The following is a 22,577-nucleotide window of genomic DNA, read 5'->3' as shown; positions in this document are numbered from 1 at the left end:
AAGAGGGATAGTGTATGAGTGTTATTCATGTGGAAGATTTGACGGCATCCTATGGGTATCAACCTGTTTTATGGGATATTGATGTCGATATTGAAGAGGGAAGTTTAACCGCTATTGTTGGGCCTAATGGAGCGGGTAAATCTACTTTATTGAAATCTATTTTAGGTTTCTTAAAGCCTTTATCCGGTGCGATAACACTCTATGGCTTGCCTTTGAAGGATGTGTTAAATCGCTTAGCTTATGTGCCACAACGGGCATCGGTGAATTGGGATTTTCCGATTACTGTATTTGATGTTGTTTTGATGGGGAGGTATTCCTCATTAGGCTGGTTTCATCGTCCAGGTAATGAAGATAAAAAATTAGCACTGGATGCTTTAGAGGAAATGAAAATCAGTGACTTGAAAGATCGTCAAATATCAGAATTATCCGGTGGTCAGAAGCAACGGGTGTTTATTGCGCGTGCTTTATGTCAAAATGCACAATTGATTTTAATGGATGAACCATTGGCTGGAGTGGATAAAACCAGTGAGAAAATCATTATGGATAAAATGAAAGCTCTTCAGAAAGAAGGGAAAACAATTGTTTGTGTTCATCATGATTTGCAAACACTGAGGGATTATTTTGATCATGTGGTTCTCATTAATCGAAAGGTCATTGCTTATGGTTCTATACAGGATGTTTTGACACAAGAAAATCTGGATACCACTTTCCAAGAGGGAACGGTATGATTGAGATTTTAACATCGTATGATTTTCTGGTCGTTGCATTGGGAACGACTATATTAGCTATGGTCAGTGCTGTGATAGGCTGCTTTAGTGTGTATAAGGGTCAAAGTCTTGTTGGTGATGCAGTGGGTCATTCTACTTTTCCGGGTATTGTTTTGATATTTATGGTATTTCAATCAAGAAATCCTATTTTATTAACAATTGGGGCTGCTTTATCCGCAGGACTGGCTTATGAAACGATACAGGCTTTGGTTCGTTATAGTAAAATCAAATTAGATGCGGCTTTAGCGATTGTGTTGAGCGGTTTCTTTGGCTTAGGTCTTGTTTTAAAGAGTTATATTCAGGGGAATCCTAATTATGTGAATGCTTCTCAAGCCGGCTTGAAAAACTATATTTTTGGTTTGGCTGCTTTTATGATGAAGCAGGATGTCCTTTTGATTTTTGTGGTAGCGGGTATTTGTTCACTGATTTTATTTTTATTTTATAAAGAATTGGTTTTAAGTATTTTTGATTCTACTTATGGAGAAAGTATTGGTGTCTCTTCACGATTGGTGGATCGAATTCTTTTGATGATGACCATCGGTTTAATTGCAGTTGGTATTAAGAGCGTGGGTGCGATTTTAATATCTTCTTTTCTCATTATTCCATGTGTTTGTGCTCATCAACATAGTCATCGTTTAAAACAGGTGTTAATCATTGCAGCTATTATGGCTGGTTTTAGTGCTTTTTTAGGAACTTTCTTGAGTTCTTTGTATCATGGTTTATCGACAGGACCAACGATCATTTTGGTGATGGGTACACTAACATTTCTTTCAATGTTCTTTGGAAAGAATAGTGCTATTCGAAAAAGGAGTTCGCTTGTATGATTGAAGTTTTATTGGTTATTCTTATGACTTCACTGGCTTGTGCTGTTTTAGGCCCATTTTTAGTATTACAAAAATTATCTATGACAGCGGATGCTCTTTCTCATTCTGTTTTATTGGGAATAGTGATTGCCTTTATCGGTGTACAGGATTTAAACTCCCCGTGGTTATTTATAGGGGCTTCTCTGTTTGGTTTGTTGACGGTGTATGTAGTGGAGACAATAGCGAATAAATATCGAGTGAAGAAAGATGATGCCCTAGGTATTATTTTCCCTATGTTTTTTTCGCTGGCGGTCATTTTGATTAGTCGCCTTTTCCGGAATGCTCATTTAGACGTGGATATTGTGTTGATGGGTAATCCTTTATTTGCACCATTTATTCGTTTGTTCGGATTGCCAAAGTCATTTGTGGTAATGCTGGCATTATTTATCGTCAATATGGCTTTTGTGATTTGGTTCTATCAGCCGTTAAAAATCACTAGCTTTGATCCGAAATATGCCCGGTTAAAAGGAATTCGAACAGGATATTTGTTTTATGGATTAATGACGTTAACTTCATTGACAACCGTCACTGCTTTTGATAGTGTAGGGGCTATTTTAGTGATTTCTTTCTTGGTAGCTCCAGGGGCTTGCGCTTGTCTTGTGACGAAGAATTTGAAATATACCATCGTAGCTAGTTTGTTATTTGCGATAAGCAGTTCGGTGCTAGGTTTTCTGATTGCGAATATGTGGAACGTTTCCATTGCTGGTATGTGTAGTTTTATTGGGCTTGTACAAGGTGTTCTGGTGGTTCTTTTTCATAAAAACGGATGGCTTAGTAAAAAAATTCAAAGAGCGAAACAAAGAAAAGTGGTCTATCAAGATTTATTTTTAATGCACTTATATCACCATCCGGGAAATCAACAGGAAGTTGGTATTGATTCGATTAAAACTCATTTGAATTGGTCATCTAAGAGGACACGCCAAACCATTCAAAGTCTTTTGAAATTAAATTGGATTGTTAAAAATGAAGCATTAAGTGTGTATGAACTTAGTCCGAAAGGAGAAAAGCGTGTTACACTTTTAGTGGAGAACTCATATGACTAACAATCGAGAAGACTATTTAAAAACCATCTTTCGTCTTTATGAATCAGGTGAAAAAGTAACGAATAAAAAGATTTCAATTCATTTGAATGTTGCCCCGCCTTCAGTTTCGGAAATGTTGAAAAAGTTACAATCAGAGGATTTTATCACATTTAAGGGAAATGAAATTATTTTGACAAAAACCGGTATGCAGGAAAGCAAACGAATATTGAGTTGTCATCGTTTGTGGGAAACGTTTTTGTTAGAAAAGCTGCATTACAATTGGCAAGATGTGCATGAACAGGCAGACTTATTAGAACATGTGACGAATGATGAATTGAAAAAACACTTGAATGTGTATTTAAATTATCCAAGGACTTGTCCGCATGGATCGATCATTTATGAAAATGTCGATGAGCCTGTGGAAAAGGGTTTATTTTTGGCGGATTTAAAGGTTGGTCAAAAAGCTAGAATTATTAAAGTGGATGATGAAGAAAAGCAACTTTTAGCGTATTTAGATCGAATTGGGTTAAAGCTTCATGACGAGTTGGAAATTGTGGGGAAAGATTCTTTCGATGAATCATTATCGGTTCTTTATGAAGGAAGAACTATCTTAATTTCCGTAAAAGCAACTCATCATATCTACGTTAAAATTTTAGGTGAATAAAGAGGGTTGAACCCCTTTTTTTGTCATTAAAAAGCTCCTATTCAAGGGAGCTTTTTCACATTATGGTTTCATGAATTCCACGGTTACTAAGATATTGTCAAGATTACGTTTTTCTATATCATAAGGTTCACTGAGTGAAATTTTAGAGAAATAAGTAGCAGAGGATTTATGACTGATGGGATATAGTAAGAATATTTGTTCTTGGTCACTTTGGATGATGGATTTACGTTCATAACTAGTTAAGTTAGAAGTAAAACCGGGGACATCAAATTTTGTAGAGTTTATGACTTTAGATTCTATGGTTTTTGATGTTTCATCTTTGGTAACTGAATTTTTAGTCACTTGAGCGATTATTTCTTTATTTTTTGAACTTAAGTTGATATCAATGTACTCATCTTTTTTAATTTCTTGTAGTGAAATATTGAATGTATGGATGCGTTTCCATTTATGATTATCCGTGTTGGATCGATAAATGTGGAATTTGACTTCTTTGTATGGAAGATCAGTGGCTGAAAAGCCCATGCCTCCCTTATAAGTGATTTCTTTTTTACCACATCCTGTTATAAGTAATACAAAGCCCAATAAGAAGAGAATATTTCGAATCGATTTTAGATGTTTCATTTTGAATACCAAATTGCGTTTTCCTTTCTATTTTCAAAAGTATTACCTCTTACAATTCAATATTAGAAAGTATATCCAAAAAAGCAAGCGCTTTCATATGATAAAAAATAGTCTTTTGAAAAAGTTGTTCCATTTTCTTATTTTTCCTTTATAATACAAGAGTCACATATCGTATATCCTCTCGAATTGGCGAGAGAGTCTCTACCCCATGGCCGTAACTATGGGACTACGGTGTCTAGATTTTTTAGACACTCTGTAGAAATCTACAGAGTTTTTCTTTTTTCGATGTGTGATTAGAAAAAGGAGAGAATATGTTAGAAAATTTCTTTAAGTTGAAAAAGAACGGTACATCCGTTCGAACTGAATTGGTGGCTGGGTTAACCACATTTATGACCATGGTTTATATTTTGGCTTTGAACCCAACTATTTTAAGTGCCTCGGGAATGGATAAAGGCAGTATTTTAACGGCAACGGCGGTTGCTTCAGCAATAGCTTGTTTTGCGATGGCTCTATTGTCGAATAAGCCTTTTGCGTTATCGGCCGGCTTAGGATTGAATGCGTATTTTGCATACACAGTCTGTGGTCAAATGGGCTTTAGTTGGCAAGTGGCTTTAACAGCTGTCTTGGTGGAAGGCCTTATATTTATTGTTTTATCAGTAACGAATGTACGGGAAGCTATCTTTAATGCTATTCCTGCTTCTTTAAAGACGGCTGTTGGAGTTGGGATTGGTTTCTTCATTACATTTATCGGTTTACAAAATGCCGGTATTATTGTAGATAGTCCTACCTTGGTTGGTTTATTTAATTTAAAAGCAGCGCTTGTTTCCGGAACGATTCATACACAAGGTGTAGCAGTGATGTTGGCATTATTTGGCACTTTGATGATTGCTTATATGTTTATCAAGGGTATCAAAGGGTATATGCTGTGGGGAATTTTGATTACTTGGGGATTGGGCATGGTTTTGCAATTGATAGGATTCTATGTGCCAAATCCAAAAGCCGGCTTCTATTCCGTGATTCCGAGTGCTGTATTCTCAATGCCTTCAAGTATGGCATCAACGATGTTTCAATTTGATTTTAATTTTATGGTATCGCATATAGGGGATTTTATTGTTATCTTATTTGCGTTTTTATTTGTGGATATTTTCGATACGATTGGAACGGTCATTGGTTGTGCTGAAAAGTCCGGTATGCTGGATGAACATGGCAAATTACCTGAAATCAAGGGTATTTTATTAGCTGATGCTGTCGGTACGACGATTGGAGCGTGTTTAGGGACTTCAACTATTACAACTTTCGTTGAATCTTCTTCGGGTATTTCTGAAGGAGGTCGTACTGGTTTGACAGCTGTTACGACTGGGGTGTTATTTTTATTGGCTTTATTCTTTAGCCCGTTATTTTTAACAATTCCATCTTTTGCGACAGCCCCTGCTTTAATGTTTGTCGGCTTCTTAATGATGCAACAAGTAACGAACATTAATTGGCAAGATCTAACCAAAGCGATTCCGGCTTTTGTGACCATTACGATGATGGGGTTTGCGTATAGTATTTCTGATGGTATTGCTTTCGGTTTTATTACATATACAATTTTACATTTATGCACCGGTAAGAAGAATGAATTATCGCCATTGATGTATGTCTTAAGTGTTGTCTTTATTTTGAAATATTTTTTGGTTTAATGGTTTTGATTGAGAGATTGAATTAGGTGCTTCGGCACCTTTTTTCTTTGTTTAAAAAATGATAAAGTAAATGTGTTAATAGATGGAGGATGTTATGAAATTAGTATTAGTTCGTCATGGTGAAAGCGAATGGAACAAATTAAATTTATTTACCGGTTGGACAGATGTGGAATTATCGGATAAAGGAGTTGAAGAAGCTAAGGCTGGAGGTCGTGCTTTAAAAGAAGCGGGGTTTGATTTTGATCTATGTTATACCTCTTATTTAAAAAGAGCCATTCATACTTTGAATTATATTTTATCGGAAATGGATCGGGAATGGTTACCGGTTACGAAAACGTGGAAATTAAATGAACGTCATTATGGAGCTTTGCAAGGTTTAAATAAATCAGAGACGGCTGCGAAGTATGGAGAAGATCAAGTGAAAATTTGGCGTCGTTCATTTGATGTGCAACCACCTGCTTTAGAAGCAAGTGATGATCGTAATCCGGCGAATCAAGACGCATATCGTAATGAAAGTAAGGATGAATTACCATTATCAGAAAGTCTAAAGACAACCATTGAAAGGGCTGTTCCTTATTATGAACAAGAAATCTTACCTAAGATGAAAGAAGGTAAGAGAGTGTTGATTGCGGCTCATGGAAATAGTTTGCGGGCTTTAGTGAAGTATTTTGAAGGGCTAAGTGATGAAGAAATTGTCAGTGTTAATATTCCAACCGGTGTGCCTCTTGTATATACGTTTGATGATAATGGTCATTTTGTTTCGAAAGAATACTTAGGAGATCAAGCGGCTATTGAAGCTAAGATGGCAGCTGTTGCAAACCAAGGTTCTGTTAAGAAATAAATCAAGGCTTCCCAAGGGGAAGCTTTTTCATAGAAGGCTAAATGTTTTTTAGTTAGAAAATGATATTGTTTGGAATGAAAAAAGATCTTCTTATTTATAGTCAACTAAGATAAGGCTGATTTGTTTGGAAAGGGCTTGTCGGTCGATGTGTTATCATTTTTTGTATAGATAGATAGGATGATGATTAGATATAGAAGTTAGAAAAAAGGCTCACAGGTGTAAAAAATAAATAATATGCTAAAATAAATAAAAAGAGGGCAAAATTATGAGTATTAAACTTTGGGGAATTGTGGCAGCGGCAGCAGTTGGTGCTGTGGTAGTGGCTAAAAAGGTTTTAGACAAAAAGAGTGAAGCGGAAGAGGAAGAAGTAGAACTAATTGAAGTTGGTAATCCGCAAGAAAGCGATGAGGTTTTGGAATTAAAGACAGTGTATCCATTCTTACCGGCTAACTTTTTGGAAGAAACATTAGCTAATGAAAATAGCTATGCGGAAAGATTTATGTCTGGTGAAGAGGTACGAATTGTACATCAGGTGGCCTATGATTCACAAGAAAGTGCAGAGGACTTCAAGGATATTTTAGCGAGTTCCGGTTATACTGTTTCCGAGGAAGAAACTTTAGCGTATCGTGTGGAACGTAAGTTCGTGTATGAAGAAGGAGCGATTGCCAGTGATATCTTCAATGTCGCGAACCAAGTGATTGCTTTGGGTGGCAATTATCACGAGACTTTTGTTGAAAAAGCCTAATGATTCATACTGATAAGGAAGTTGGTATGTACCAACTTTTTTATCGCCCCATTTGTCATACATAGGAGGATTGGAAATGATAAAAGCTGTATTTATAAACTATGTTCTATCCGTTATTTTACCAAAAGGGGAGGATCTTCAAGTTGCAAGCGATGAGATAGTTTGTCATAGTAAATTAAATTCCCATGAAGAGGTTCGGGATTGGCTTTTAAAAAATATAGAGGGTTATTTTCACAATCAGCCTTATACTAAATTGGAAAATGTCGTTTTAAATATTCTGAAATATAAATCCGATGATATAAAATTTAAAGGAAATGCTCAAAAAGTAGTGCGTGCTTATCAATCTTTTTGGATGTATGCTCCAATAAGTGATGATTTCAAGGAATTTCTACGATTATGTCCCGTACCTGTGTATATTGTTTGTAATGAATCGGCTGATTATGTGCGGGTGAATTTGAAGAGGAATAATTTGCATGTGGCAGAGGTGATTAGTGCTGATTTTGTGGGAAAGACTTTGATGTATCAAGAAACGTTTGAAAAGGCCTTAGAAGTGGCTTGTATTAAAAAAGAGGAAGTATTGAATATTAGTTCTATTTTAGGGGAATTAGAAGTAGCCAAAAACGAAGTGGGACTGAATTCTATTCTTTTAGATCGAAATCGAAAGTATTATGAAACCAAGTATAAGCGAACTAGATCTCTTGTAGAAACGTTGCCACAAATTTTTAAAGAATTAGGGGATAATGAATGGCAAATACAATCGAAGTAAAAGATTTATATTTTTCATATGAACCAGGGCACTCGGTCATTCAAGGAGCCTCTTTTTCTATTTCAGCCGGTTCTTATACTACTATTATTGGTCATAATGGTAGTGGAAAAAGTACATTAGCTAAGTTGTTGGCCGGCTTGCTTGATAAAGAGTCCGGATCTATTCGGATTCAAGGAAAAGAAATGAGCGAAGAAAGATTAGATGAAATTCGTTCTCAAATTGGTATTGTATTTCAAAATCCTGATAATCAATTCATTGGTTCTACGGTACGCGATGATATTGCATTTGGGTTAGAAAATCACCAAGTGGAACCGATGAAAATGGAGGCTATCATTAAAGACAATGCTCAAAGAGTGGGGATGTCTGCGTTTTTAGATCAAGAACCGATGCATCTTTCCGGTGGTCAGAAACAAAGAGTGGCTATTGCAGGAGTTTTAGCTATGTCTCCGGAGGTGTTGATTTTAGATGAAGCCACATCTATGTTGGATCCGATGGGGAAATATAGCATCAATCAATTGATCAAGCAGTTGTATCAAAAGGAAGGGTTGACGATTCTTTCTATTACCCATGATATGGAAGAAGTGCTTCAGAGTACGAATGTCATTGCTTTAGTAGATGGCAAACCGATTTATACAGGCGATCCGCTTCGATTATTTCATCAACCTGATTTGTTAAAACAACTTCAAGTGGAAGCTCCTTTTGTGATTGAAGTGGAAGAGGAACTAAAGAAAAAAGGAATCCAATTGGACCCAACGAAAGGAATAGAAGGGATGGTGGATGAGTTATGGCAATTCAATTCCAAGAAGTGAGTCACTTTTATTCCAAAGGTTCTAAATTTGAAACAGAGGCATTAAAGAAAATTAGTTTAAGTATTGCAGAACATAAAATGACCGCTATTATCGGTCATACCGGATCGGGAAAAAGTACGTTGGTACAGCATTTAAATGCCTTATTATTGCCAGATGAGGGACAAATTCAAATTGCGAATCGTACCATTGTAGCAAAAGATAAGAATAAGGGTTTGAAATCTTTACGAAAAGAAGTGGGATTGGTTTTTCAGTTTCCGGAATATCAATTATTTGAAGAAACTGTTTTAAAGGATGTCTCCTTTGGACCAAAGAATTTTGGAGTTTCAATAGAAGAGGCTGTTGAAAAAGCAAAGATGGCTTTAAAGGTGGTGGGCATTCCGGAAGAATTATATGAACGAAGTCCTTTAGAACTTTCGGGAGGACAAAAAAGAAGAGTGGCGATTGCCGGTATTTTAGCTATGGAGCCAAAAATTCTAGTGTTGGATGAACCGACAGCCGGTTTGGATCCACAAGGAGCCAGACAAATGATGACTTTATTTTCAAGCCTTCAAAAAGAGCGTGATTTAACGGTTATTTTGGTTTCTCACGATATGGATCAAGTGTTGAAATATTGTGAAAACGTTATTGTTATGCAAGAAGGTAAATTGGCTTTTCAGGGAAAAGCTTGGGATTTTTTTCATGAACCTGAGTTATTAAAACAGCTACATGTTTTAGCTCCTTCTTTTATCCGTTTTCAACAGGCAATGAAACAAAAAGGTTTTCCTTTACCGGATTTATTTCGTACAAAAGAAGAGCTGTTTGCATGGATAGAAAGCCAGGTGAATCATGTCTAGTTTTACATTAGGGCGTTATATTCCAATAGACTCAGCGATTCATCGTATGGATCCAAGGGCTAAGATCATGGCTATGTTGGTTTTGCTGGTGTGTATTTTCATTCCGGCAGGTTGGCGTGGATATGGTGTCATGTTTATGGTGACCTGCTCAGCCATTTTGGTAGCTAAGTTATCGTTTAAATTTATTTGGAAGAGTATGAAACCGATGTTATTTATGTTGGTATTCTTATTCGTTATCAATGTTTTTTCGATTCATTCGGGGGATATTTGGTTGAAGGTCGGCTCTTTGGAAATTCACTCACAGGCTGTTTTTCAAACTTTATATATTGCAGTTCGGCTATTATTGATGATTATGATTACCACTTGTTTGACAGCGACGACTAAGCCTTTGGACATGACACTTGGTATTGAAGATTTATTAAAGCCATTTGAAAAGGTTCATGTGCCGAGCCATATGATTGCCATGTTGATATCCATTGCCTTGCGTTTTATTCCTGATTTAATCGAAGAAACGCAACGGATTATGAAAGCGCAGGAATCACGTGGAGTAGATTTGAAAGAAGGAAAACTGAAAGAAAAAATGATGGCTATTTTAGCGCTAATTGTTCCTTTATTTGTGTCGGCGTTTCAAAGGGCGGAGGATTTGGCAGAAGCCATGGAAGCTAGAGGATTTGTGCCTGGTCGTATGCGAACAAGATATAAGCAACTTCATTTTACCCAAGTGGATTACGTGGTTTTGATTTTTGTCCATGTTCTTCTAGTGATTTTGATTGGAATGGCGATTTATTTATGAGGTATTTTAAAGCCATTGTAGCTTACGTGGGGGCGAATTATTGTGGTTGGCAATCACAAAAAAAAGGAAACTCCATTCAAGAAAAGATTGAGGCCGTTTTAAGCCAAATTAATCAAGAAAAAACGACTGTTATTGCTTCGGGCAGAACAGATGCCAAGGTAAATGCCTTAGGCCAGTGTTTTCAATTTCAAAGTGAAAAGAACATTGATAGTTATCGGTGGTTAGGTATTTTTCATTCTTTTTTACCAAAAGATATTTATGTTAAGCAAGTGGAAGAAGTGGATGAAACATTTCATGCTCGTTTTTTAGTGGAACAAAAAACCTATTTATATCGGATTCATTTAGGGGATTACGATGTTTTTCAAAAAGATGATTCTTTTCAACTAAGGGAAGACTTGAATCTTAAAGAGATGAGAAAATGTTGGAAATTATTTGAGGGAACACATTCTTTTTTGTCTTTCAATACTTCTTCTTTGTCGGAATACCCTAATCAAGTGAGAACTATTTTTCGAACTGAATTACGAAAGATATCGGATCACTTAGAATTGGAAATTAGTGGCAATGGTTATTTAAGACATATGGTTCGTATCTTAGTTGGAACTTGCTTGGAAGTGGGAAGAGGAAAACTTACCATAGAAGAAGTTCAGAGAATGTTGAATGATCCTTCCAGACACTATGCGACAAAAAAAGCTCCTGCTCAGGGTTTATGTTTAAAAGAAGTTTCATATTATCGTGCTTTGGCCTATAACGAAGACTATCTATTGCGAGACGTTAGTCGGTATGATCAATTGGATGAGAATGTTTCGTATATCTTGATCGAAAGAAAAGAAAATGGTGATCAATATCACTTGGATGCTTCGGGTTTTTTGTTGAAGGGATCGATTCCGACGAATCCTAGTTTTTTGGAAATTGTAGAAAAAGCTAGGAAAAGAGGATTGTGGATCAAAGAAAAGGATTAGAAAGAATCTAATCTTTTTTCGTCATGATTGTACTAGAGGAAGTATGAAATAATTGAAGGCGTTTGAAAAAATTTTTAGGATAAAAGTAAGTAAAATTAAATTGACTTAGGGGATATTTTGAAGTATCATCTTGTATGACACTTTATGGCGTGAGCCCCGGAAACTCAGTCAAAAAAGGAGAAATTATTATGCGTCAAACAACTATGTTAAAACCGGCAGAGGTTAAGCGTACTTGGTATGTCGTCGATGGTGAAGGCAAAACTTTAGGACGTTTAGCAACTCAGGTTGCAACTATTTTAAGAGGTAAGAACAAACCTGCTTACACACCTAATGTGGATTGTGGAGACTATGTTATCGTTGTGAATGCTGACAAGATTCAAATCACAGGCGATCAAGACTTTAAAAAGTTCTATTACAGTCATTCTCAATACCCAGGTGGTTTACGTACAAGAAGCACTAGGGAAATGCGTGAAAACTATACTGTTGAATGGGTTGAAAAAGCCATTAAGGGTATGTTGCCTCATACAAAACTTGGTGATGTTATGCGTACTCATTTGTTTGTTTATGTTGGAAATAAACATCCACACGCTGCTCAAAAACCAGTCGTGTTAGAAGTTAAATAAGGAGGAAAAGACAGATGGCAACTAAGAAGAAAACAGGTGTTACCTATGTTGGTACAGGTCGTCGTAAAACATCCGTAGCTCGTGTCTTTATGACTCCTGGTACTGGTGTAATGACCGTTAATGGAAAAGGACTAGAAGAATATCTTCCATTAGCTACGTTAAGAATGGTTGTTAATTCACCATTAGTTTTAACGGAAACAAAGGAACAATTTGATATTAAGATCAATGTTTATGGTGGTGGATATACCGGTCAAGCTGGTGCAATGCGTCATGGCATTGCTCGTGCTTTGCTTGAAGCAAGTGAGGATTATCGCCCAGCTCTTAAGAAGGCAGGTTTCCTAACTCGTGATTCTCGTGGTAAAGAACGTAAGAAGTATGGCTTAAAGGGTGCTCGTCGTGCTCCTCAATTTAGTAAGCGTTAATCATACGTCTTATGACTAGAAAGTCTGGGATTTATTCTCAGGCTTTTTTATATTTGAGGATACCAAATGGTGGATTAATCAGTATCTTCTTTCAAAAAAGGTAGTATTTAAATAGAAATTATATTTAAAACATATGTGTTGATTAATCAAACTTTTTTGATATCATATATACACGAAAAGGAGGGGCAAAGAAGAAATTTATGAAAACTAAATTAACTCATAAAATTGCTTCAGTATTTACAGCACTTGTCTTGGCGTTAGGAACAATCATTCCCGCTACAAATGTTGTACATGCAGCTAAAGACTTGGAGATTGCGAAATACACAAGCGTAAGTGGAACGGTTAGCGGTGCTGCCGGTTCCAATAAGGGGACATACGCAGGTGTATGGAAGGCGAAGGTTCCGATGGCGGATGTGATGTCTGCTTTTGAATCTAACATGACGGAATTTGCGAATAAAGGGTATTTTCCTTGGGATAAGGAGACGGTTAGTACAAGTGCTTCAATTGACTACCATGTTTCTTTCCCGGATGGAGCTGAAATTGGAACTCCGGTAACGAACAGCACATCGGAGATTATTCCTAAATCAACAATCACAAAGGAAATTTCAGGTAAAACCGTTAAGTTTAAACTTAAATTAAAAGAGGTAAACTGGAGTGGAATTTTACAGGCTTATCGGAATGATAAAGCGGCTGGAACTGCTAATAGAACCGTGGATATTGAAATTCCTTATACGGTAAAAGCAAGTAGTAAAAGTCAAGCGGAAAGTTTTGATCATAAGAATATTACGGCAAAGGGTAATTTTTCATTTTATCCTAGTAGTAATTTAGGAAAGGTTGGTATCGGTCTACAAAGTTTTAACTCGGATACTTCAACAAAACCTTTAACCAAGGGTTTTGCGAATTCGAATGTTTTTAAAGCACAAGAAAATACAGTTTCACAAACAGTAGATTTACCGGCTGATTTGAAATTGGATGGTAATACAGGTCACCAAGTGATTACCAAGGGAAAGAATGATAACTTGGATTTTGAAGGTGTGATTGATGCGAAAACCATCAAAGACCAAATGAAGAAGATTGAACAACAATATAGTACTGACATTCAAAAAATTAAGTTGAGTAACTTAACCACTTCATTTACAGCAAAGTTGAATTTGCCGGATGGACTAAGTTTTGTTTCGACGAATCCAGAGTTAAGTGGGGCAAATGGTTCTTTTGTTATTGAAAGTACTACTCTTGAAAATGGTCATAAAACAGCTGTCGTTAAATTCAAGTTGGTGAACGCAGAGAACATGACTTCATATACTCAATTGAGAGATGCCATCCATAAAGTAGCGGATGAATTAAAGGTGACTTTTAAGACGGTTAAATTTAATGAACAGGCTCGCTCTGGTACAGATTATGAAGTGACAGGTTCTATTACAGGTAGTTTAAAAGCTAAGGCTACGAATACAATTTCAGGTAAGGTCGTGAACTTCAATTTATCTTGGAATGGTAAACAAACAGAGGCCGGCAAGAGTGCTTCTAATCCGAATGAGATCGCTCTTTCTGTTAAGTATCAATCATCATCAGAACAAACGATTTCTAAAACAGATAAATTACCGGGTGATTTGTTAGTGAATGGGGATACACAACATACAAAGGTGATGGAATTTAAAAAGAATGATGTCTTTAAAGTGACAGGTCTTTTGGATGTTTCTCCAATCAAGAACACGATGCATCAACTTGAGGCTCAATATCCAACAAATCCAACTAATATTTCCGTAACGAATATGAAGCATGAATTTACAGCTTCAATGGAGCTTCCTGATGGTCTTAAATTTGTTGGCAATATTAAAGATAAAGTAACTTTAGAGGGTGCTAATACTAAGTTTAAGATTTCTGAAGTAACAGTAAATGGTAAAAAATTAACGGTTAAGATGGTTTTAGCTAACTCAGTCAATAACTTTCAAGATATTAAGAAAGCTGTGGATGGTGTGGCTGATCAGCTTAAGGTTCATGTGGATGGAGTGACTTTTGAAGCTAATGCTGAAAAAGGAAAGAATTATACCATCAAAGGACAAGTTTCCGGTTTGTTTAGTGCAAAAGCAACGAACAAATTAACGAACAATATCATTCATTTTAACTACAAGTGGTTAGGTGAACAGTTAGTTGGTGGTGAAGATTTCACAAATCCTATGACGAAGGAAATCACAGCAACCGTGAAACACAATTCTTCCAATGTTGGAAATATTAGTGCTACCGATAAATTGCCGGGCGACTTATTAGTGAATGGAAATACCCAGCATGATCGTGTTTATGTTGCTAAGAAATCGGACAAGATGACGATGACAGGGCTTTTAGATGTATCTTCTATTAAAAAGAGAATGAGAGAACTTGAGGCACAATATGGATCCGGAAGTATGCCTACCCATATTCAAATTTCTGATTTGGAAACAAGTTTTACTGCAACAATGACCCTGCCTAATGAACTTAGTTTTGCTCATGATTATCGAGTTGAATTGATGGGTTCTCGTGGGAAGTTTGAAATCACAAAGGTAACAGTCAATGGGAAGAAGATTACAGTCACTATGAAAGTGGTTGGTAATATTCAAACATTCCAACAAATTAAAGAAGCTGTTGAAGCAGTTGATGATCACTTAAAGGTGAATGTGAAGGGTGTGGTGTTTAATGAAAATGCTAAACCTAATACAAATTACACCATTAGGGGAACTGTCTTTGGACACTTTAAAGCAAAAGCGACGAATACAGCTACTAATAATGTGCTTCATTTTGATTTGAAGTGGTTTGGAGAACAAATTCCAGAAGGAGCTGATTTTATAGCTCCAACAAGTAAGGAAATTTCACTTACTTTGAAATATACTTCAGAATCTTCTACTCCGAAAAATCCTAAGAAGCCAATTAGACCTGGTACAAATCCAAGGACTGGTGATTCGATTAATCTTTGGATGTATGTTGGATTACTGGTGGCTACTTTAGCAGGGATAGGCGTTTTAGTTGTTCTGTTAAAGAGAAAAGATTAATCAGGATAAATGACACACTGAAAATCAGGTGTTGAGATGCCCCTTATTCCGGACGAAACCGGAATGAGGGGTTTTTAAATTGAAGTCAAATGGTTATTATTTGTAGTGTTTTAACGATCATATAAAAATGTAAGAAGCTTTTGAAATAAAATAGTAGCATTGGCGTACGGCTACGCTATGTAAAGATAGAGTATTTAAGTATTTGATAGATGTTTTTACAAAGTGAAATCCCATTATTTTTTTGGTCAATAATAAAAACTATAAATCATCTCTTTAAAACGCCGAAAAATGATACTTTGAATCGTGAGATGAAATGTGAAGAAATACAGAGATTGTTCTGTGGATGAAATTTTGTATGAATTGGATTTAAGAGGTGAAGAAGACTAGTTCATATTGACAGAATCTGTGGTTTTTGTTCGTTCAAAAGATGTTGAACAGTTTGGAGTGATAAGAAGAAAAGCATTGAAAATAGAACTATTTCAAAAATAACTAATGCAAATACAAGTATTAAAGTATTATTGCTAAATTAAAAAGTTGATTCTTTTTCTGGTTGAGACTGGATTATAGTCGGCTTTTTATTGTACATAGCGAGCTTCATATCGATATTGTCTTTTGGGACAATAAGCTTTGAGTGAACAGCTAGTACAAACATAAGGAAATCTAAGAGTTTTCTTGCAAATAGAGTTGATTATATTTCGAGAAAACTCTTTACTTATCCATCGATTTCAGCCAATGAGATTGATAATAAAAATAGCCTTGGCTTTATGGGTATTGAGTTGATAATTAATCATCTTGCGATGTTCGAAGTTTAAGTTTTCAAATTTTTTCATGATACAATCTGCTTTCTTGTGAGAACACTTAATTTGACGATACAAAGTTTCTACCACTTATTTCTGCTTATATATATATCTTCATACCAGAATTAATTTAAAGTGAACGTTGATAAAAATGAGGAGATGGAGCTTACAGGTGAATATATGGATGACGGATATTCAGAAATCAATTTTGAATAACCGAATTTGAAAACTTGATGGAAGAAGTACGAATGGGGGAAAGTAAATTGTTTTGTTGTAAAAGACCTATCAAGGTTTGGAAGAAACTATACCAAACATGGCAATTTCATTGAAAAGATTTTCCCTTTCTTAGGGTAAGAGTTGTGACGGTCAATGACAATCTGGATACCTTGTTTATGACAAGAATACGGTTGAAATCATTTGGGGATTTGAGGAAGGGAGTGGAAAAAATGGATAAAAAAGATGAGAGGATGCTTGTAAATCAAGAATCCCTTGTAAAAAAGATTTATATTATTAGGGGACAGAAAGTAATGCTTGATTTTGAGCTGGCAGAGATTTATGGGTATGAAACTAAAAATTTCAATCGGCAGGTCAAGAACAATATCGAGAAGTTTGAAGGCGAAGATTTTATGCTTAGGATCACCGAAGAAGAAATGGATAACTTGAGGTGCAAAATTTTCACCTCAAGTTGGGGCGGTACAAGATACCTTCCTTATGCCTTTACTGAACAGGGAATTTATATGCTGATGACAGTATTAAAAGGTGATCTTGCAGTAAGGCAAAGTAGAGCCTTAATACGCACTTTCAAGCAAATGAAAGACTATATCGTAGAAAATCAAGGTTTGATTGGGAAAAGAGAGTTTTTACAGCTTTCGATTCAGATTGCGAATAATGTCGTGGAAATGCAGAATTTAAGACGAGATTTAATGAATGTGGAAGATCAGGTGGCAGAGGTGGTGGATACCTTAAATAATGTGGTGCATAAATCCGAACTGTCTGACCTGATTCTTGACCTTAGCAATCCACAGCTTAAATATGGATTTTTGCTTTTGAACGGACAGCCGATCGAAGCAAATCTTGCTTATAAGGACATTTACAGCATAGCGAAAAAGAGTATTTATATTGTTGATAACTACATCGGAGTGAAAACTTTGGTTTTATTAAAAGATGTCCCTTCATCAGTAGAGGTCATTATATTCAGCGATAACATCGGCAAAGGGCTCCATATCCTTGAGTATCAGGATTTTTGCCAAGAATATCCGTTTAGAAAGATAACATTCCAAAAATCCGGTGGAGAGTTTCATGACAGGTACATTATTATCGACTGGAATACTGAACATCAGAGAATCTATCATTGTGGAGCATCTTCCAAAGATGCAGGGCAAAGAATCACAAGTATAACAGAAGTGGTTGATCAAATGATTTATACAGACCTTATCAATAATCTCTTGAAAAATCAGATTTTAAAGTTAAAACAGAAATAAAAAAAGGATTGGAAATTTGAAAAAATACGTATTCAATACTTGATACAAGGGTGGGCAGAAATTGATTAAAGAGGAGCATTGAGCCTTAAACGTTGCTAAAGAAAATGGATACAATGAAAATGCCTTCACCATCGTTCATGAGGATAGAAGATACATTGTTCCAATAGGATATCTAAGAAATTAAGCGTAAAAGATTCTTCACATGAGGGAATCTATTGTGAATATGGTGATATTATGTATCGGTGTTTTTAATGTTTATATAAGTAAGAATCTATGAGTCTTAAGCATGAAAACGTGCTTGGCTTTTTATGAAGATAGATAGAAAAGCTAAAAATTAGATATTATTTTTAACCAAGGAGAAGATAGTTGATCTTTTTAAGCACTTTATCCACTGATTTTGAAGAACATATAACTCTATTGGTAGATAATTCTAAATCTATCGCTACACTATAAACTGACTCATTGTACATCACTACTCTATGGACAGCCTATTTCTTAAATGGAATAGAGTATTCATGATAGACATGATGTAAGATATCAATTCCGTGTCTATCGGTCAATCTAATGAGGTATTGAATATTATTTTAGTGATTTTCCATCTTTGTTGGAGTTGCGAAAATGTGAATCCACGTTTTCGTTCCTTATAAATTTTAACTTTGTCTTCAAATGTAAGTTTCATAATAAAAGTGAATATCCTTAGTTATTGTCCAATTTTTGGGATTCACTTCAATTTTCATGGCTCTTTTTTTCCTTTTCATATTCATCAAAATACTCCTTTTGAATCACATCACTGAGTTCAACATGATATTCTTTTTGTTTATCTTGAATGTTTTTCCTTTGTTTCCATTTGGAAAATAAAAAGGAAACTAATAATAGGATCAATAAAAGAACCGGAATGACGAATTGGTTCATAAAAGTACTCCTTCTATATAAGGATACTTCAAAAAGGTATGACAAAAAAGAGGCGAATCAATATAATGAAATAGAAAGGATTCATGTATGGATTGGAAATTATTAATTATTTTTATTATTTTAGCGATTATTTTTTATTTATCGTATCTATTTTTCTCGCAGAGACAAGCCGCTTTATTATCCATTTTGTTGTACCAAAGCAGAGATTTTGAGGGATATTACAAAGAGTTAGAATCACCATCCAGTAAATTTTTCTTTACGAAGAAATTACGCACATTGATGAGATTAGATGCTGTTTTATTAGAAGATGATGAACAAAAGATTCAAGAAATCTTACCGCTTGTTGATGGATTTCGATTGCGTTCGGTAGAAAGGCTGATTGTGACAGTTAAGGAATTTTCTTATTGTGTGCGCCATCACAAGCAAAAAGAAGCGTATCATTATATAGAGATCGCAGAAGATAATTTTAAATATCTAACTTCTAAACAGAAGAGCCAATATCAACCATTGTTGGATGAATTGAAAATGACGAAGTCACTGATCTTTGAACGAAGCGGTCACTATGCAAAAGATTTGGAAAAGGTAGCCAAGAGTAAACGAGATGGATTAACAGCGGGAGTTTTTTTCTTGAAAGCAGCACTGGCGAATTATTATCGTAAAGAAAAAGATGTGGCTTTTCAATGTTTAACAAGTGGTTATGAGCGGCTTAAAGAAACAACCTATGCTACTCGAATCAAAGAAATGATGGATCAGAAGGATTGGTTAGAATTAGAAAAATTAGTGACAGAATTAAGTTAAAAAGGGGTTTCTTTGAAGTGAACCCCTTTTACTTTTATAGATGAGGACGATTTATCCTAACTCTTCTTGATGAGAAGCGTATAGATATTCATCAATGGTATAACCTACATGAGCCTTAATGATGGCCATTGGATCGTTTTTTAATTGCCCACAACGGACGGCTGTGTATTCTCTTGGCAAGAATTGACTCAATACACCATAAGGAACCCCCTCTTTAAAATTATTCAATAAAATTGAAATGGCTTTTTGAACCGGCTCTTGTGGTAAATAATAACGAGAACGATCAGAGAAACTAAATTTGCGTTTATAAGCAATTTCCTCTTTCGTACCGTGATAGTGTTTTACAAAGTATTTTGGATCTTTTAACATTTCTTCTTCTAAGATTTCCATAAAATGACTTTGTCGATCAGGCTGAGATCGATAAACCTCTTTTTCAGCATAAGCTAAAGCAAATAGGGCTTCTCTGGCTGCATAGGTCAAACCGGGCCCTACTTTTAAAATGCCGACACCATCTTCTACTAATTCCCGTAAATGATATTTGGTTTGATAGTCGGTGCTATGCCCTTCGAAGACAAGATTGGAATAATTTTGGATACTAGCCATTAGATCAACTGCTTTAGAGCGGTCATAGTCTGTGCAACCCGCATCTTTTTCTTCTACACCAGGTTGAACAACAACCGCAATGACATAAGGCCAACTTTCTTGTGGAAACGCTTTTTTAAAAGTGTCTACAGTGTTCTTGAAGTCTGCTACTTTTGTGACTTGGATACCGGTATCCACTGCTTCTTGGGATCCGCCTGGAATTGGAACTTCCGAACCGACCACATAAACAGGGTGAATGGAATCCGGAAAGTCTTTCAATCTTTCTTGATAAGCCGCTTCTGCAATCCGAGCTAAACGGGATCCACGGTTAGCAATGATTTCATCGCTTAAACGAATATCTTCGGGGTCACTAGCCACTTTCATACTGGTGTCAATATGGATCTTGGTAAAACCAGCTAAAACATACTGTCGAATTAATTCCTCTGACTCTTGCATGGCTTTTTCGGCTTCGTAATGAGCAAAAGTTAATGGGCCTAAATGGTCGCCACCAAAGATAAGGCGATTAGTATCAAAATCCTCCTCTTTAGCAAGTTTTTGAACAAACTGGATAAAGTCAGCCGGTTTCATACCGGTATAACCTCCATATTGATCCACTTGATTCGCTGTTGCCTCAACCAATAAAATAGAATGAGTATCCTTAGCCTTTTGTAAGCAGGCACGGATTACTAAGGGATTAGCGGTACAAGCGGAATAAATACCAACTGCTTTTCCAGCCTTTTGTAAATCAATCAAATGAATTAAAGGGTGTTTTTTCATTGTATTTTCTCCTTTTATAATTTCATTATAGCAAGGTTGATTTACCTTTCGTGTTAGACTATTTGTGATTTTCGGTATTAGAAAGAGAGAATTTATGATTAAAGGAATCTTATTCGACTTTGATGGGACGATTAGCTATCGTTATCAGGCGGCTTTTGAGATGTATCATTGGTTTTTGGAACAAATTGATCCAAACCTAAAAGAAAACTTACTTCGGAAAGAGGAAATTTTGCAACGTTGCTTGTTATGGGATCAATATGGAACCATTAATAAACGTTTTGTATTAGAGAAGTTAAAAGCCAAGTATTATCCTAATTTGAATATAGAAGATATGTATGTTCTGTGGTATCAACATTTCCATGAACATCAACATTCAATGCCCGGAGTCAAAGAAGTGCTAGAAAGATTGAAGGAAAATTATCAAATTGGTTTGATTACTAACGGTCCTACAGAAAGCCAAATGACTAAAATAAAAGCCTTAGGTATGGAAAATAATTTTTATCCTTTATTCGTATCACAATCGTTTGGTTGTGCTAAGCCGGATTCAAGAATCTATCTAGCAGCTGTAAAGGAAATGGGACTAAAGCCGGAAGAGGTGGTGTTTGTAGGGGATACTTTTTCGACAGATATTGTGGGTGCTATTAGGGCTGGATTGGTTCCAATCTGGTTTTGTTATGAAAGAAGAGGGATCACCAGTTTGGACATTGCTCAAGTTTCTGATTATACAGAATTAGAAAAGTATTTATGGGAGATAAGAGAGAAAGGAAAGTAAGGGAATTAAATAAGTTTTCCAATGTTGGAAAATGACCGAAATTGAAAAAAGTGTAGAGGTAATAGAAAAGGTAAAAAACGGTTATAGGATATTGGCTTATCATCAGATGATTGTAGTGCAGGATCGATTATATGTGATAGCGTGTAGAAAGAGGTTGTTTATACAGTCAGTATAAAACTTAGAAATGTAGTGTGATTAATGATGAAAATATGTATCTGATATTGGATACAGAGAGGTGATTTCAAAACTAAAATAATGCTAAAGTTTTGTTATAAAGGTTTTATTATATCGGTTGTCGGTATTCAAACAAGAAAAAAATATAAGTAGAATTACATTAGAAAAGGTCGCTTTAAATATTTTATTTCAAATTTAAGTGAAGAATTTTAAGGCAAATGAAATATATTAGGAGATGGATATGAATCATCAAATCGATTTTGCGTTTTCAAATTTATACACAAAGTTTTTGTCGGAAATGGAAGAGGCAAGAGAGTTTTTAGTAAAAAATACCGGTATTATTTTATATTCAAAGGAAGATTTGGCGGAAAGAAACTCTACCTATCAGATAGAAGAATTTGCGCCGGATTTTTTCCTAATTGGGCAAGATGGCGATTTGGCTTTCTTTATAAAAAAAGATTCTGATGACACCATTTATATGAATGATTTGGGGGCTTTGGGTTCTTTTGAAATGAAACGTATAGCTTCAAATGTATATGAGTTTGTTCAATATGCAAGTCAGTACTATGGTGAGTGTGTCAATGGTGCAGAAAGACCAGAATACTTAAGAATGATTTGAACTATTTGAGACATATAAATTGGATTTTTGATCAACATATTGATTCAAAAGAAGAATTTGCCAAGAAATTTGATGAAGTGATGAAACAAAGTGTCGGAAAGAAGTGGCAAGAAATAGAGGTGAATCAATCAATTGATGAAAAAGAAATCTTCCTTAATTTACTAGGCAAAGTTAATGTTCTGAATGATACCAGTTCAGATGGGTTGGCTGATATAGAAGTGCGATGAAAATCTTGTTA

23 protein-coding genes and 1 riboswitch are annotated in these 22,577 nt (G+C 35.6%); of the genes, 20 read left to right on the top strand and 3 right to left on the bottom strand.

Annotated elements, in window-relative coordinates; translation table 11 throughout:
- Positions 1-14: 14 nt before the first annotated feature.
- Genes HMPREF9013_RS01470 through HMPREF9013_RS01455 form a run of 4 tightly spaced genes read left to right on the top strand, consistent with a single transcriptional unit; the run spans position 15 to position 3,316 of the window.
- The gene (locus HMPREF9013_RS01470; RefSeq protein WP_006626599.1) at positions 15-728 is read left to right on the top strand and encodes a metal ABC transporter ATP-binding protein; all 714 of its coding nucleotides are present in this window, start codon (positions 15-17) and stop codon (positions 726-728) included.
- Positions 725-1,591 (top strand): metal ABC transporter permease, encoded by an 867-nt coding sequence (locus HMPREF9013_RS01465; RefSeq protein WP_006626598.1) that lies wholly within the window; start codon positions 725-727, stop codon positions 1,589-1,591. The genes HMPREF9013_RS01470 and HMPREF9013_RS01465 overlap by 4 nt, the downstream gene beginning before the upstream one ends.
- Positions 1,588-2,673 carry a metal ABC transporter permease gene (locus tag HMPREF9013_RS01460; protein ID WP_006626597.1) on the top strand — a complete coding sequence of 362 codons (1,086 nt, stop codon included), beginning with the start codon at positions 1,588-1,590 and terminating at the stop codon, positions 2,671-2,673. The genes HMPREF9013_RS01465 and HMPREF9013_RS01460 overlap by 4 nt, the downstream gene beginning before the upstream one ends.
- The gene (locus HMPREF9013_RS01455; protein ID WP_006626596.1) at positions 2,666-3,316 is read left to right on the top strand and encodes a metal-dependent transcriptional regulator; all 651 of its coding nucleotides are present in this window, start codon (positions 2,666-2,668) and stop codon (positions 3,314-3,316) included. Before HMPREF9013_RS01460 ends, HMPREF9013_RS01455 begins: the two co-directional genes overlap by 8 nt.
- Positions 3,317-3,376: 60 nt before the next feature.
- Here HMPREF9013_RS01455 and HMPREF9013_RS01450 read toward each other — a convergent pair whose 3' ends face one another.
- On the bottom strand, positions 3,377-3,898 hold the full coding sequence (locus HMPREF9013_RS01450; protein ID WP_156780614.1) for a hypothetical protein: 522 nt from the start codon (positions 3,896-3,898) through the stop codon (positions 3,377-3,379).
- 188 nt (positions 3,899-4,086) lie between these two features.
- Positions 4,087-4,186, top strand: a riboswitch (purine riboswitch).
- 62 nt (positions 4,187-4,248) lie between these two features.
- Here HMPREF9013_RS01450 and HMPREF9013_RS01445 point away from each other — a divergent pair.
- The 12 genes from HMPREF9013_RS01445 to HMPREF9013_RS01390 all read left to right on the top strand — a co-directional run bounded on the left by HMPREF9013_RS01445 (position 4,249) and on the right by HMPREF9013_RS01390 (position 17,705).
- Positions 4,249-5,616, top strand: coding sequence for an NCS2 family permease (locus HMPREF9013_RS01445; RefSeq protein ID WP_006626594.1), 1,368 nt, complete (start codon positions 4,249-4,251; stop codon positions 5,614-5,616).
- Positions 5,617-5,710: 94 nt separating this feature from the next.
- Positions 5,711-6,457 (top strand): 2,3-diphosphoglycerate-dependent phosphoglycerate mutase, encoded by a 747-nt coding sequence (gpmA, locus tag HMPREF9013_RS01440; RefSeq protein WP_006626593.1) that lies wholly within the window; start codon positions 5,711-5,713, stop codon positions 6,455-6,457.
- Positions 6,458-6,722: 265 nt separating this feature from the next.
- Positions 6,723-7,202 carry a hypothetical protein gene (locus HMPREF9013_RS01435; RefSeq protein ID WP_006626592.1) on the top strand — a complete coding sequence of 160 codons (480 nt, stop codon included), beginning with the start codon at positions 6,723-6,725 and terminating at the stop codon, positions 7,200-7,202.
- Between the two features lie 76 nt (positions 7,203-7,278).
- Complete coding sequence (locus tag HMPREF9013_RS01430) at positions 7,279-7,968, top strand: hypothetical protein (protein ID WP_006626591.1); 690 nt, start codon at positions 7,279-7,281, stop codon at positions 7,966-7,968.
- Positions 7,947-8,777 carry an energy-coupling factor transporter ATPase gene (locus HMPREF9013_RS01425; protein ID WP_006626590.1) on the top strand — a complete coding sequence of 277 codons (831 nt, stop codon included), beginning with the start codon at positions 7,947-7,949 and terminating at the stop codon, positions 8,775-8,777. The genes HMPREF9013_RS01430 and HMPREF9013_RS01425 overlap by 22 nt, the downstream gene beginning before the upstream one ends.
- A complete protein-coding gene (locus HMPREF9013_RS01420; RefSeq protein WP_006626589.1) occupies positions 8,753-9,610 on the top strand; it encodes an energy-coupling factor transporter ATPase in 858 nt (285 codons plus the stop codon). The genes HMPREF9013_RS01425 and HMPREF9013_RS01420 overlap by 25 nt, the downstream gene beginning before the upstream one ends.
- On the top strand, positions 9,603-10,403 hold the full coding sequence (locus HMPREF9013_RS01415; RefSeq protein WP_006626588.1) for an energy-coupling factor transporter transmembrane component T family protein: 801 nt from the start codon (positions 9,603-9,605) through the stop codon (positions 10,401-10,403). The genes HMPREF9013_RS01420 and HMPREF9013_RS01415 overlap by 8 nt, the downstream gene beginning before the upstream one ends.
- Positions 10,400-11,362 (top strand): tRNA pseudouridine(38-40) synthase TruA, encoded by a 963-nt coding sequence (gene truA / locus HMPREF9013_RS01410; protein WP_006626587.1) that lies wholly within the window; start codon positions 10,400-10,402, stop codon positions 11,360-11,362. The genes HMPREF9013_RS01415 and truA overlap by 4 nt, the downstream gene beginning before the upstream one ends.
- A gap of 188 nt (positions 11,363-11,550) precedes the next feature.
- Positions 11,551-11,985: a 50S ribosomal protein L13 gene (gene rplM / locus HMPREF9013_RS01405; RefSeq protein ID WP_006626586.1), complete on the top strand. Its 435-nt coding sequence runs from the start codon at positions 11,551-11,553 to the stop codon at positions 11,983-11,985.
- A 14-nt stretch (positions 11,986-11,999) separates the two neighbouring features.
- A complete protein-coding gene (gene rpsI / locus HMPREF9013_RS01400; protein ID WP_006626585.1) occupies positions 12,000-12,407 on the top strand; it encodes a 30S ribosomal protein S9 in 408 nt (135 codons plus the stop codon).
- Positions 12,408-12,607: 200 nt separating this feature from the next.
- Positions 12,608-15,427 carry a hypothetical protein gene (locus tag HMPREF9013_RS01395; RefSeq protein ID WP_006626584.1) on the top strand — a complete coding sequence of 940 codons (2,820 nt, stop codon included), beginning with the start codon at positions 12,608-12,610 and terminating at the stop codon, positions 15,425-15,427.
- A gap of 1,243 nt (positions 15,428-16,670) precedes the next feature.
- Complete coding sequence (locus tag HMPREF9013_RS01390; protein WP_040333213.1) at positions 16,671-17,705, top strand: ORF6N domain-containing protein; 1,035 nt, start codon at positions 16,671-16,673, stop codon at positions 17,703-17,705.
- 726 nt (positions 17,706-18,431) lie between these two features.
- On the opposite strand, the gene HMPREF9013_RS01385 is transcribed toward HMPREF9013_RS01390, so the two are convergent.
- Complete coding sequence (locus HMPREF9013_RS01385) at positions 18,432-18,617, bottom strand: hypothetical protein (protein ID WP_006626581.1); 186 nt, start codon at positions 18,615-18,617, stop codon at positions 18,432-18,434.
- Between the two features lie 87 nt (positions 18,618-18,704).
- On the opposite strand from HMPREF9013_RS01385, the gene HMPREF9013_RS01380 reads away from it, so the two are divergent.
- The gene (locus tag HMPREF9013_RS01380; RefSeq protein WP_006626580.1) at positions 18,705-19,415 is read left to right on the top strand and encodes a hypothetical protein; all 711 of its coding nucleotides are present in this window, start codon (positions 18,705-18,707) and stop codon (positions 19,413-19,415) included.
- 51 nt (positions 19,416-19,466) lie between these two features.
- Here HMPREF9013_RS01380 and HMPREF9013_RS01375 read toward each other — a convergent pair whose 3' ends face one another.
- Complete coding sequence (locus HMPREF9013_RS01375; protein WP_006626579.1) at positions 19,467-20,774, bottom strand: class II D-tagatose-bisphosphate aldolase, non-catalytic subunit; 1,308 nt, start codon at positions 20,772-20,774, stop codon at positions 19,467-19,469.
- 94 nt (positions 20,775-20,868) lie between these two features.
- On the opposite strand from HMPREF9013_RS01375, the gene HMPREF9013_RS01370 reads away from it, so the two are divergent.
- The 3 genes from HMPREF9013_RS01370 (at position 20,869) to HMPREF9013_RS01360 (ending at position 22,566) form a co-directional block, all read left to right on the top strand.
- Positions 20,869-21,546, top strand: a complete 678-nt coding sequence (locus HMPREF9013_RS01370; protein ID WP_006626578.1) for an HAD family hydrolase — start codon at positions 20,869-20,871, stop codon at positions 21,544-21,546.
- Positions 21,547-21,961: 415 nt separating this feature from the next.
- Positions 21,962-22,339 (top strand): hypothetical protein, encoded by a 378-nt coding sequence (locus tag HMPREF9013_RS01365; RefSeq protein WP_006626577.1) that lies wholly within the window; start codon positions 21,962-21,964, stop codon positions 22,337-22,339.
- A 5-nt stretch (positions 22,340-22,344) separates the two neighbouring features.
- The gene (locus HMPREF9013_RS01360; protein ID WP_006626576.1) at positions 22,345-22,566 is read left to right on the top strand and encodes a hypothetical protein; all 222 of its coding nucleotides are present in this window, start codon (positions 22,345-22,347) and stop codon (positions 22,564-22,566) included.
- Positions 22,567-22,577 lie beyond the last annotated feature (11 nt).

Source organism: Bulleidia extructa W1219, from assembly GCF_000177375.1.
GTDB classification, from domain to species: domain Bacteria; phylum Bacillota_I; class Bacilli_A; order Erysipelotrichales; family Erysipelotrichaceae; genus Bulleidia; species Bulleidia extructa.
The sequence above is the reverse complement of the archived record's forward strand: the minus strand, read 5'-3'. Positions and strand labels throughout refer to the sequence as shown.